This is a genomic window from Affinundibacterium baiyunense (assembly GCF_018139645.1).
GTDB lineage: Bacteria > Pseudomonadota > Gammaproteobacteria > Burkholderiales > Burkholderiaceae_D > Undibacterium > Undibacterium baiyunense.
This window is the reverse complement of record NZ_JAGSPM010000002.1, coordinates 107,401-119,473: the sequence shown is the minus strand read 5'-3', so window position 1 is coordinate 119,473 and position 12,073 is coordinate 107,401. Positions and strand designations below refer to the sequence as shown.

Here is a 12,073-nt window from a genome sequence, read left to right as displayed (position 1 = left end):
TTGTTTGTTCGTATAGATAAAATAAATATCTGTGCAATGCTTTGATACAAGCTTTTACCCAAGATTAAGGTATCCTTGCCAACTTCAGAAAAAAGCAAAGCAATTTGAATCAAACCGCATGAAGTTGTACACAGAATCAAGAGAGCGCGAGCTAGAAGAACAAGGTGTTATTCATATCGAATTGCGGATCAGACCACGTCGTCTGATCGCGATTTTGCTTGTGCTGGCGATGCATGGCTTGTTTTTCTATTTACTTTTGAAGATTCGTGCGGATATTCAAAGCGGCAAGCCAGTCAGCGGTCCCATGGTCTTCATCATGGAAAAAGTGAAGCAAGTGCAAAAGGGCGAGCCAGAGCCGAAGAAAGTGGTAGCCAAATCAGCACCGACAAAAAACACGACAGCGAAAAAGACCATCATTAGTCCGCCCAATCCCGATGGGATTATTGACCCCAATTTGCCAGCAGAGCCACCGAAGAAGTATGAAGATGCGGTGCCTGATATGGCAGCAATGTTGAATGCAGCACGTGAACGCCGACAAAAGGCAGAAGCCGCCGCAGCAGCCGAAAATCGCGCAGCCGAGCAAGGCCAACGTGGTTTGAGTCCACAGCAAATCGCAGAAGCCAATGTAAGACGCAGTATGCAACAAGCCAGTGGGCAAGATGGCACCAATGGTGTGTTTCAAATCGTGAGTAAGAGCGTGAGGGTTGGTACCTTCACTTTCCGCGGCTGGAAAGTAAACAGTAACGGTTGGAAGCAAACCATCGAAGTTGATGCCGGTGTTGGTGGCAATCTCGATCTTGCGATGGTGCGTAAGATGATAGAAATTATTCGCACCCACTACAAAGGCGATTTTCGTTGGGAATCAAATCGCCTCGGTCGCGTAGTGACTTTATCTGCCCGAGTCGAGGACAGCGCCGAGTTGGAAGCTTTCATGCTAGAAGAGTTTCCAGAATTTGCTAAACCAAAACGTTGAGCTACATCGCTAGCGCAATGTTTTAGTGCAAAGTCTTAAGACATAGAAGAAGAGACGAGTTGGGTTTGCTGTTGTGCTGCTTGATGTAACTGGCGTGAGCGCAATAAGCGTACGGCGCGGCCGAGCAAAACACCACTAAAAATGCCAAGCACAGTGCTCACGCTAAGTACAAAGTTCAGGCTTTCTTGTAATTGTGGGCGTAACGTTAAACTCACTGTCATCCCATATTTGGTGATAAAAATACCCAGTATCAGCATCAATGGCAGCCAACTTCCTGTCACTGCAAATCGGGCGTTGTGCGGTTTGTAATCGTTCTGACGTGCAGGAAATAGTTGGATAAATAACCCACAACTCAGTACAAGACCGATGCTCCATGCTGCCAATGTGATCAATTGCGCACCTAACTGTTGATAAGTAGCGATCACCGACCAGACCATCATTGCCAGTGGTAACAACATCAGACGTGCGGCAGAAACTTCGCGTGTTTTTGTTTGTAAGTAACCGACAATACAGAGACCTGCTAACAGTAACCAGACCCAAGTTGGTGTATGTGTAAATAGCTGTGCCATTGTTGATCCTTTTATTCGACCGGTTTAATTGGTCATCGTCGTGAATGAATGACGTTAGTGTGCATGGTGTGGCGGATGACAGGCTAGCGATTTGCGACGAATCGTCGCTTGGTGAGCGTGGTTGGTTCTGCCATGGCGCCAAGCGAGTCGCGAGATTTACTGTTGCCGCGACATATGCCTGCTAAAATACAAGTCATCTTTTTCGCACAAACATATAGAGATAGCTCGTGATCAATTTACATCTTGGAAATATCGGACAAATTATTCAACTCGCCATTGCCCCAGTGTTTTTGCTGACTGGTGTTGGTACCAACTTGACGGTGTTGACCAACCGCTTGGCACGAATTATCGATCGCTCTCGAGTGTTAGAAGATATGGTTAGCGCGCAAGGCGCAGAAAAGCTAAGTCCGAATATGCGGATCGAGTTAGACGAGTTGTATCAACGCTCGCATTTGATTAACCGTGCAATTACTTTGAGCTCGACCTGTGCTTTGTTGATTTGCTTGGTGATCGCTGCTTTATTTTTAGGCGATGCACTCGATTTACATTTAGATAAAATTGTTGCCGCTTTGTTTGTGAGCGGAGTATTGGCCTTGATTGGTAGTTTTATTTACTTTCTACGCGAAATCTTTGTCGCCACCAAAACCTTGCGACGTCAACGCGAGCATGGCGCGCGCTTTTTGCCTTAGTTGACTTGTCTAGGCTGCCCTCATCTACCTAAAGCGTGCACGAAAAACCACGGCAGCTTCCTCATCTTTGTAAAACCTCGGCATATTCGCCCGATTGCACTTGCTTGCGCTTGAATTTGCGGCACAATAGGATTTCTCAATTGCATCGAAATCACTATCGCATGTGATCCCCAATTTAGGAGTTGGTGATGATGACTGTGCCTATTATTTTAGACATCGAAGCGTCTGGTTTTGGATCAGGCAGTTATCCTATCGAAATCGGATTTTCCGGTCGTCATGGCGAAGGTTGGTGTTCGTTGATTCGTCCCGAAGCGGAATGGACACATTGGGATTTAGATGCTGCGCGGGTGCATGGAATTCCGCGTGAAGTGTTGATCGAGCGCGGTAACTCGGTGCAGTTTGTGGCAGAACAACTCAATTTCTTTCTCGGCGGTCGTACGGTGTACACAGACGGCTGGGGACAAGACTATGTGTGGTTAGCAAATTTGTTCGAATCCGCACAAATCGTTCAGAAGTTCACACTAGCTGATTTGTATGAAATTATCGATGACGACCAGCTACCCGACTGGGAAGCCACAAAGCAGCAAATTATCCAAGAGCTGCGTGTGGCAAGGCATCGTGCCAGTAGCGATGCGCGGGTATTACAACTAACCTGGCTAAGAACTTACGATGAAGCCAAAAAACAGACTGTATAAAAAATCAGTCTTTTTTCACGTAGTGCGATTTTCCAACTAGGCACTCCCGTATAATATCGGGATGCAAAATCTCTTACATAATCTCAATCCCGAGCAGCTCGCTGCCGTCACCTTACCTGCGCAATCTGCCTTAATTTTGGCGGGCGCTGGGTCTGGCAAAACCCGTGTGTTGACGACCCGCATCGCGTGGTTGATTCAAACCGGACAGGTTTCACCCAATGGTGTGTTAGCGGTGACCTTTACCAATAAGTCAGCCAAAGAAATGCTGACCCGTTTGTCTGCTATGCTGCCAATCAATACGCGTGGTATGTGGATAGGCACCTTTCACGGCCTATGCAATCGTTTATTGCGTGCGCATCATCGCGATGCGGGCTTGCCACAAACGTTTCAGATTTTGGATTCGGGCGATCAGCTTGCGTTTATTAAACGTCTGTTAAAAGCAAATACTATCGACGATGAAAAGTATCCAGCCAAGACTTTGATGTATTTCATTAATAGCGCGAAAGAGCAAGGTTTACGAGCCGCACAGGTTGATGCCTATGATGATTTCAATCGCAAAATGGTGGCTTTGTATGATCTCTACGATTTGCAATGCCAGCGTGAAGGCGTGGTTGATTTTGCGGAACTATTGTTGCGAACTTATGAATTATTAAGCCGTAATCAACCGCTGCGCGAACACTATCAAGCGCGCTTTAAACATATTTTGGTGGATGAGTTTCAAGATACTAATGACTTGCAATATAAATGGCTAAAACTGATGGCGGGCACGCAGGGCGCGGTGTTTGCAGTGGGCGATGATGATCAAAGTATTTACGCTTTCCGTGGTGCGAATGTGGGCAACATGTCGGCGTTTGAAAAAGAATTTCGCGTCGAGAATTTAATCAAGCTAGAGCAAAATTACCGTTCACATGGGCATATTTTGGATACAGCAAATGCTTTGATTGAACACAATAGCAAACGCTTAGGCAAAAACTTACGCACCGATGCCGGACATGGTGAGCTAGTCAGAGTGTTTGAAGCCAGCAGCGATATACAAGAAGCGCAGTGGATTACAGAAGAAGCTAAAAACTTGATTCGTGATGGTTTTGAACGTAGCCAGATTGCGATCTTGTATCGTTCAAACGCGCAATCACGTGTAATTGAACATGCGCTGTTTTCTGCGAATGTGCCGTATCGCGTTTATGGTGGACAACGCTACTTTGATCGCGCCGAAGTTAAGCACGCTATCGCGTATTTGCAGTTGATGGACAATCCCCATAATGATTCAGCGTTTTTGCGCGTGGTGAATTTTCCTACGCGTGGCATTGGCGCGCGCTCGATTGAACAATTACAAGACGCAGCCAAGCAATACAATATTTCACTGTACGCTGCTGTGCCTTACGTCGCGGGTAAAGCTGGTTCTTCTCTAGGTAATTTCGTTAAATTAATTGAAGGTGCCCGTTTTGAAACGCAGAACTTACCTTTGCCAGAGATGGTGCAGGTGGTGCTCGATCTCAGCACTTTGATTACGCATTATCAGAGCGAAAAAGAAGGCGCAGACCGCATCGAAAACTTAGAGCAATTGGTGAATGCGGCAACCTTGTTTGTAAGCGAGGAAGGATTTGGGCATGATGCGCCCGCATTGGCGGGGCCAGCCTCCAGGCCAGCAAATACGTTAATTGCGAATGATCAAGGTATAGAAATCATTGATGCTGATGCAGCATTGCCGACCGTGATGTCACCGCTGTCCGCATTCTTATCCCACGCCTCATTAGAAGCTGGTGATAATCAAGCGCAAGTTGGACAAGATGCCTTGCAACTGATGACTGTGCATGCTGCAAAAGGCTTGGAGTTTGATGCGGTTTTCATCGGGGGTTTAGAAGAAGGATTATTCCCGCATGAAAATAGTAGCCAAGAAGAATCTGGAGTAGAAGAAGAGCGTCGATTGATGTATGTCGCGATTACACGTGCACGTCAACGTCTGTATATGACTTTTTCGCAAACGCGGATGTTACATGGTCAAACGCGTTACAACATGCGCTCACGCTTCTTTGATGAAATGCCCGAAGAAAGTCTGAAATGGCTATCGCCAAAAATTCAAGCTACATGGTTTGCACGTCCAAAGTCAGCTTGGGACGAAGCACCTGAATCAGGTGCAAATGCGATTGCGCAACAGATCAGCAAGCATCAAACAAGCACTGGCTGGCGGATTGGCGAAAATGTCGCCCATGCAAAGTTTGGTGAGGGGGTGATTGTGAATATTGAAGGTAGCGGCAGTAATGCGCGCGCGCATATTAACTTTGGAAAATTCGGGATGAAGTTGCTCGATTTGAGTATCGCGAAATTAGAAAAATGTTGATGTTTGTGGCGTCGGTAATAGCTTAAACATCAATATAAAGATTAAGCTCAATAGGCTGCATGCCTTGCAGCCTATTGTGAATAATCATCAGTAACTTAAATGCGATAAGCAGTGGTCGTCATGACTTTCGCCATTGCTTGCATTACTACTTTGACTGGCGCAGGTAAATCTACTGCACCTAAGTCACCAGCCGCAGCGCCATGTGCAATTTCATCGACCCGCATTTGCTCAACGATCGCACGTGATTTTTGATCCAGCACTGGCAGATCTTTGAGATGGCTAGCAAGATGTGCTTCCACTTGTTTCTCTGTTTCTACCACAAAACCTAAGCTGATCGCGTCGCCGCAGCGTCCGGCAATCAGGCCGCAAGCATAAGCGCCTGCATACCAGAGAGGATTGAGTACGCTGGTATGTGAGTTGAGTTGTTTCAAGCGTTCAGCGGTCCATGCTAAATGATCTTCTTCTTCAATACTTGAGCGCGCAAATTGTCGCTTCACATCCTCTGATTTTGAAAACACAGCTTGTGAGTCGTATAAAGCTTGCGCGCAAATTTCACCAACATGATTCACTCGCATCAAGCCAGCGCTATGCTTCTTTTCCTCATCCGATAGGCTATCGTCAGCGAATGCTTTAGCAGGATTTGCCCGCGACGCACGCGCTTGACCTGAAATCACGCGCAAGGCGCGATCAAAATGAGTGATTAAACGATCAGTAGTATTGGGAAACATGGTGACCTAGTAAGCGTAGTAAGTAGATAGACCAGAAAGCAGCAATTGTAAGTTGATTGCTTCAATTGGCGCTCAAATTCAAGCTAAAAAACTTGCGCCAAGACAATGCATTGCGTTAACAGAAAAATTATACTGAAGACAGTTTTTCTGAGCGTTTTTGGTGCTTTGTTGTTGCAATGCCACATAAAATTTGAATATGTTCTATAATAGCGCAATTCTCTTTGCCCAAAACAGTGCAATTTGTTCCAATGCCACTAAGCATACGAGGCAAGAAGTCGCCATATTTTTGATAATAAGGTGCTTACAAGAGACAAGAGAGACAAAATCTTTGGTTGATATTGGGAGGTAATTTACCAATGAGTATCAAACCAAGAAAAGTTTATTAACCTTTGGAGAGTTTTTCGATGAAAAAATCACTTATCGCTTTCGCAGTATTGGGTGCATTTGCATCTGCTGCTTCTGCACAATCTTCTGTAGTGTTGTACGGTGTAATCGATGCATCTGTATCTCACATGTCTAATCAAACAGTAGCTGGTGGCAAGAAGTTTTCTTTGGACGCGAGCAACTTGTCTTCATCACGTTGGGGCCTGAAAGGCACTGAAGATTTGGGCAATGGTTTGAAAGCAAATTTCAACTTGGAAAGCTCTTTGAACGTCGACACAGGTACAGCAGGTAACTTGTTTGACCGTAACGCATCTGTTGGTTTGTCTGGTAGCTTCGGTACAGTGAATGTTGGTCGTCAAACAAACTTGGCATACGACACATTGATCCAAGTTGATCCATTGAACGTAGCACACGTTGGCACTAACCCAAATATCGCTTTGGGCGCATTGAACAACGTTGGTTTGTTCGGTACACATGGCACAAGCGTTGGTTCTTCTTCTCCAACACGCCAAAACAATTCTGTAAAATATGCATTCCCATCCGTATTGGGCGGCATCAATTTCGGCGCAATGTATGGCTTCGGTGAAAAAGCTGGTGACGCATCTGCAAGCAGCTACGCTGGTGCATCTGCTGGTTTCAGCCAAAATGGTTTGACAGCTGTGTTCTCTTACGCACAGTTGAAAGATGCAACAAATAGCTCAACAATTCGTTCATACACTGGTGGTGCGAAGTTCGTTGTAAATTCTGACTGGACTGTAAAAGTTACTTATGCAGAAAACGAATTGAACACAACAGGTCGTACAATCAGCGTTTTTGGTACAGGCTTTGACTATGCTGTATCTCCACAAACAACATTGACAGCTGCTTACTACGCTAACCGTCGCTCTGGCGATGTAAAAGGTAAAGCAGATCAATTCGTTGGTGTTGCTAAATACGCTTTGAGCAAACGTACAGCATTCTACGGTTCTTTCTCTTATGCTAAAGCAGATACAAAAGCAGCTAAAGACCAAGAATTGGGCTTGTTCATCGGTGCTGGTAACAAGACAGCAACGCGTACAACAGTTGGTGTATTGCACTCATTCTAATCCCTCGGATTTAGTTTGAAAAAAGACTGCTTCGGCAGTCTTTTTTTTTTGAACTATTTGACTATCTTTCCTTCTAAGCTGCGCCCTATTTTTTGCTGACTTTTCTCTAGTCTGCATTTCTTTTATTTGTGTTGTCCGTTTATTCAATCAGATCGACTATGAAATTTTTCCGCGTATTGTGTTTCGGTGCTTTACTGTTTTCGACTACGGCACATGCTGGTTTTCAGGCACATCAGTTGCAGAAAAATGAAGTCGTGAAGTTAGATGGCAAATTAGATGAGGCAGCATGGAAGTTGGTGACACCTCACACTAACTTCTTTCAAACGCAACCATTTGATAATGTTGCGGCGCATTTGCGTACAGAAGTGCGGGTGATGTATGACGATCGTTTTTTGTATGTGGGTGTGACTGGTTTTGATAATGATCCAAGTCAGATTAGAGATTCGTTTGCACGTCGAGACAAGATTAGTATTGATCAAGATTTTTTTGCCTTATATATAGATCCTAGTAGCGGTCACAAAGCAGCGCAGGTGTTCTATGTCAATGCGCGTGGCGCTTTGATGGATGGCATTTATAGCGATACTTCTGGTGACGACACTGCGCCGGATTATGAATATTCTGCCAGCCCAGCGCGTTTTGACGGTGGATGGAGCGCAGAATTCAAAATCCCGTTTTCTTCAATTGCTTATGACAAGCATTCGACCACACCTTGGAGTTTACTGGTATTGCGTAATATGACGCGCGATCAGCGTTATCGTATGTATAGCGGTGCGGTTACGCGCGCAACCAATTGCAATTTGTGTTTTTCGAACACGATTGAAGGCATGCAGCATTTGCCTTCGGGAATGAGCTGGAACATCACGCCACAGTTAGTTGCACGACGTGCGCAAGATCAAGTCGATGGCAAGCCCAAGCTAGCCAGTTCTACCAATGACGTAAGCTTAGATTTTAAGCTACGCCCGACCTCTGCCATCACTATCGATGCGACCTTGAATCCGGATTTTTCGCAGATTGAATTGGATTCGCCGCAATTATCAGGCAACACCCGTTTTGGTATTTTTGTTCAAGAAAAACGCCCGTTCTTTTTAGAAGGTGCGGATATTTTCCGTACCCCACTCAATGCGATCAGTACCCGTACGATCGCTAATCCTGATGTGGGATTGCGTTATACCCAACGCGATGCAGATAAAGATTTCAGTATCTTAACTAGCCGAGATACTGCTGGTGCTTTGGTCTTAGTGCCGCAAACTTATTTTACAGGTTACGCCACCAGCCAGGTTGCATCGACAGCGACCGATGCGCGCGCGAATTTCCGTTTAGGTTCCTTGTCATTGGGTGGTGTGTTGACGGATAGACAGTATGCACAAGGTGTTGGTTATAACCGAGTCGCGGGGCCTGATTTTGTGTGGCAGATTGACCGCAACCAATTGATGCGCGCACAAATTTTGATGAGTACGACAAATGCGCAAATGAACGGACAAGGTAATCTGGCACGGGCTAATACGACGAACGGCCACGCTGCTTATTTCGATTGGTCTCGCGGCAATGATGCCTGGGGTATGTCGGTCAACTTGAGGGATTTCAGCAAGGATTTTCGTGCAGATAATGGATTCTTTTCGCAAGTCGGTTTTCGCAGCATCAACTCCGAAGTGACCAAAAAATTTGGTCGCACTGGTATATTGAACGAGTTCAATACATACATCAGCGCAGAATATAAACTCGATAGTGAAGGCAATGTGCTGTCGAAGATACTCACGCCAGGTGTTCGTATTGCTGGGCCGTTTGATAGTTCTGCATACTTGAACTTGAGTCCGACTGTGCGTAGCCGCGTCAATCAAGATGGTGAATTATTTTCGATTGGGCGTGTTGCAGGTGGATTTGCTGCCAGTCCGGGAAAACAGATTGCTAGAATTGCGACGGATTTCACGGTCGGCGATGTCATCGATATCATGGCGAATCGTTTGGGCCGTGGTGGCTCTTATTCCATGAGTGCGAAACTTCGACCGATTGATCGCCTTGAGTTAGAGCCCAGTTTCGCGACCAATTGGATAGATCGGGATGATCAACAAAGTGGACAAACAAGCGAGCGCACCTACAAAGAAACTGCCTTGCAAATTAATAGTATTCTGCACTTGAGTGCGAAAGATACGATTCGGATGATATTGCAAGACGCCAGCACCAAGCGCGACCCTAAAGCCTATCAACAGGCGGTTGCTTCACATAGTAGTCGTAGCGTCAGTTCATTTGTATATACCCACCGTGCAGGCGTTGGTAGCGCTGTTTATCTGGGTTGGACCGTGACGAAAACAGATACACCAGGCTTCGTTGCCAAGCGCAAACAAAGCGAGTTATTCACTAAGTTTTCTTGGCAGATTTAATCGGACTCTATACTAGGAGCGAGTAGATCGCACTTAAAGATGCACGCTATTCGCTCTGGTCTTACGCGGCATGATCGTTATCGCCTCGAGTCGCCTTCCATGTTTGTACACCACGCCATACTTGTCTTTCTACAAGACAATCTTGCGGGAAATGCTGCATAAAATCAGCGCGCATCGCCGTCGCAAATTGTGCAAGATAGCGTTCGTAGTCGGTGAGTGATTGCGCTTGATAGCATGTGCGAAAGTGATTCTGCTCGATCTGGGCAAAATGGATTTGCACAAAGCATTGGGTCGCCCAAATTTCCGGTATGTGCTTATCTCGCATATAGTTTTCGAACTCTTGTGCCTGTGATGTTGGCAGCTTTACGCTGACCTCGTAAAAAATCATGGATACATCCTTCGCCATCAAAAATTAAGAAAAACAAAATACTGTTAAGAATTGTCAAACGCATCAAATACAACATAAGCGTTGCTTTTCTGTATCTTGCCACACAAAAACATGCATGTCGGCATTTCCCCTCGCAATACTTGAGCCTATACTAAATTTACGCGATACATGAGTTAGTCTACTGGATCGCATGTTATGTAGCGATCAGGTATCAGATTTTGCAGCTCTCAAAAATAAGGAGGATGGAAAATGGGTAGATTGAAAGCAGTCAGCATGTATAGAGCAATGCTCGCTCTAGGTTTAGTGGGTTTGGCAGGAACTAGTCAAGCCGTTGATTTCACGTATTCGGGTTTTGGTAATATCACTGCAGGTAAAGTCTTTAGCGCGTCCGGTTTAGAAGTGGGTTTTCCTGATAATAATAAATGGAAGTGCCCTTGTTATATCGCCGATTATTCTCATGGTAGCGTGTATGAATCACGCTGGTCTTTAAAGCCCGAATCTCGCTTGGGTTTGCAAGGAACCGCGACCTTTACTGAGAATTTATCGTTCACTGGTCAATTGATGGCGCGCCATGCTGCCGGTGATGCTGAGCTTGGCGTTGAGCTCGCTTTCTTGACTTATAACCTCAGCCCAAAATGGACACTGCAAGCGGGGCGCAAACGTTTACCGCTATTCTTTTATTCTGATTTCCAAGACGTTGCCTACGCCTATAATTGGACGCGTGTGCCACCGGATGTTTATGGTTGGCCAGTCGTCAATTACAACGGCGCAAACTTGACCTTCCGCGACGATATCGGCGGTTGGGCGGTAAAGTCTAGCGCTTACTTTGGTAAAGAAAATGCCAAAGAAGTTGCGATTGCGAAGCTAGGTGACCCTTCACGGGTGGATGTGCAGTGGGACAATATGTATGGCATCGATCTTGAACTCAATCGAGATTGGTTCACGGTGCGCGCTGCAGTGAATAAATCCAAGCAGCGACGTTTGCGTATGGGACCAACTGGATTGGTACAGTTCTCACCTGATATCAGCTACGGTAAACATTCGCCGCAAACATATAGTTCTTTGTCGATGAATGTCGATAAAGATGATCTAGTTGTGAGAACAGAATTTTCGAAAATTGATCAATCTTCGCAGCGTGGTAGTTACAGTGGCTACTTGATGGCGGCGGGTTATCGTTTCGGGAATTTCTTGCCTATGATGACTATCAGTCGCTTTAATTCTTTTGATGGCGTTGGTAAAGCGATTGAAGTTGATCGCAATATCGGACTGACTTTGCGCTATCAATTGAGTGACAGTAGCTTCCTTAAGTTTCAACTTGATCGTAGCCGTTGGGATTTCTTAAACGGCACCGATAACACGCGCAAGTTGGCAACGGTTTCTTATGACTTCACATTCTAGAGGAGAAATATCATGCATTTTTCCTTTTCTAAACTATGCGTAAGTGCTGCGATCGTCGGTTTGTTCGCTAGTAGCGTTGCGATTGCCGATGTGGTTGTGATCGTGAATCCTGCGAACTCAGCAGCGATTGATGAAGAGCAGATTGCAAAAATCTTTTTGGGACAAACCAAAACTTTCTCCAATGGCAGTGAAGCAACGCCGATTGATCAAAAAGAAGGTCCCTTGCGTGAAGAGTTTGGTAATAAGCTGCTCAAGAAAAATCCATCGCAGTTAAAGGCACAATGGGCAAGGCAGATTTTTACTGGTGGTGCCAAGCCGCCTAAAGAAATGGCAAGTGATGATGAGATTTTGAAATTCGTTGCGAGTACGCCGGGCGCCATCGCTTATGTAGATTCGTCTAAAGTGAACAAATCCGTGAAAGTGGTGAAGCATTAGCGCTGTGTGCAAA

Annotated in this window: 12 protein-coding genes; 9 read left to right on the top strand and 3 right to left on the bottom strand. The window is 45.6% G+C overall.

The annotated features are described in order from the left end of the window. Positions 1 to 118 precede the first annotated feature (118 nt). Positions 119 to 973, top strand: coding sequence for a hypothetical protein (locus tag KDM92_RS18515; protein ID WP_230408161.1), 855 nt, complete (start codon positions 119 to 121; stop codon positions 971 to 973). Between the two features lie 35 nt (positions 974 to 1,008). On the opposite strand, the gene KDM92_RS03760 is transcribed toward KDM92_RS18515, so the two are convergent. Next, complete coding sequence (locus KDM92_RS03760) at positions 1,009 to 1,542, bottom strand: DUF6622 family protein (RefSeq protein ID WP_212683077.1); 534 nt, start codon at positions 1,540 to 1,542, stop codon at positions 1,009 to 1,011. A gap of 44 nt (positions 1,543 to 1,586) precedes the next feature. Between KDM92_RS03760 and KDM92_RS03755 the strand changes: the two genes are divergently transcribed. The 4 genes from KDM92_RS03755 to KDM92_RS03740 all read left to right on the top strand — a co-directional run bounded on the left by KDM92_RS03755 (position 1,587) and on the right by KDM92_RS03740 (position 5,264). Further along, positions 1,587 to 1,727: a hypothetical protein gene (locus KDM92_RS03755; RefSeq protein WP_212683076.1), complete on the top strand. Its 141-nt coding sequence runs from the start codon at positions 1,587 to 1,589 to the stop codon at positions 1,725 to 1,727. A gap of 45 nt (positions 1,728 to 1,772) precedes the next feature. Continuing rightward, positions 1,773 to 2,231, top strand: a complete 459-nt coding sequence (locus KDM92_RS03750) for a DUF2721 domain-containing protein (RefSeq protein WP_212683402.1) — start codon at positions 1,773 to 1,775, stop codon at positions 2,229 to 2,231. Between the two features lie 188 nt (positions 2,232 to 2,419). Next, positions 2,420 to 2,926: a 3'-5' exonuclease family protein gene (locus KDM92_RS03745; protein WP_230408160.1), complete on the top strand. Its 507-nt coding sequence runs from the start codon at positions 2,420 to 2,422 to the stop codon at positions 2,924 to 2,926. Positions 2,927 to 2,987: 61 nt separating this feature from the next. Next, entirely contained in the window at positions 2,988 to 5,264 is a 2,277-nt protein-coding gene (locus KDM92_RS03740; protein WP_212683075.1) for a UvrD-helicase domain-containing protein, read from the top strand. A gap of 95 nt (positions 5,265 to 5,359) precedes the next feature. Here the strand turns inward: KDM92_RS03740 and coq7 are convergent, their stop codons facing one another. After that, on the bottom strand, positions 5,360 to 5,992 hold the full coding sequence (gene coq7 / locus KDM92_RS03735) for a 2-polyprenyl-3-methyl-6-methoxy-1,4-benzoquinone monooxygenase (RefSeq protein ID WP_212683074.1): 633 nt from the start codon (positions 5,990 to 5,992) through the stop codon (positions 5,360 to 5,362). Between the two features lie 404 nt (positions 5,993 to 6,396). Here coq7 and KDM92_RS03730 point away from each other — a divergent pair, with 404 nt between their 5' ends. Together KDM92_RS03730 and KDM92_RS03725 are read left to right on the top strand one after the other, a co-directional pair. Continuing rightward, positions 6,397 to 7,461, top strand: coding sequence for a porin (locus KDM92_RS03730; RefSeq protein ID WP_212683073.1), 1,065 nt, complete (start codon positions 6,397 to 6,399; stop codon positions 7,459 to 7,461). A 158-nt stretch (positions 7,462 to 7,619) separates the two neighbouring features. Further along, positions 7,620 to 9,839: a carbohydrate binding family 9 domain-containing protein gene (locus KDM92_RS03725; RefSeq protein ID WP_212683072.1), complete on the top strand. Its 2,220-nt coding sequence runs from the start codon at positions 7,620 to 7,622 to the stop codon at positions 9,837 to 9,839. A gap of 61 nt (positions 9,840 to 9,900) precedes the next feature. On the opposite strand, the gene KDM92_RS03720 is transcribed toward KDM92_RS03725, so the two are convergent. Continuing rightward, a complete protein-coding gene (locus tag KDM92_RS03720; protein WP_212683071.1) occupies positions 9,901 to 10,227 on the bottom strand; it encodes a DUF4286 family protein in 327 nt (108 codons plus the stop codon). A 249-nt stretch (positions 10,228 to 10,476) separates the two neighbouring features. Here KDM92_RS03720 and KDM92_RS03715 point away from each other — a divergent pair, with 249 nt between their 5' ends. Both KDM92_RS03715 and KDM92_RS03710 read left to right on the top strand, forming a co-directional pair. Continuing rightward, on the top strand, positions 10,477 to 11,625 hold the full coding sequence (locus tag KDM92_RS03715) for a hypothetical protein (RefSeq protein WP_212683070.1): 1,149 nt from the start codon (positions 10,477 to 10,479) through the stop codon (positions 11,623 to 11,625). Between the two features lie 12 nt (positions 11,626 to 11,637). Continuing rightward, the gene (locus tag KDM92_RS03710) at positions 11,638 to 12,060 is read left to right on the top strand and encodes a substrate-binding domain-containing protein (RefSeq protein ID WP_212683069.1); all 423 of its coding nucleotides are present in this window, start codon (positions 11,638 to 11,640) and stop codon (positions 12,058 to 12,060) included. The last annotated feature ends 13 nt before the right edge of the window (positions 12,061 to 12,073 follow it).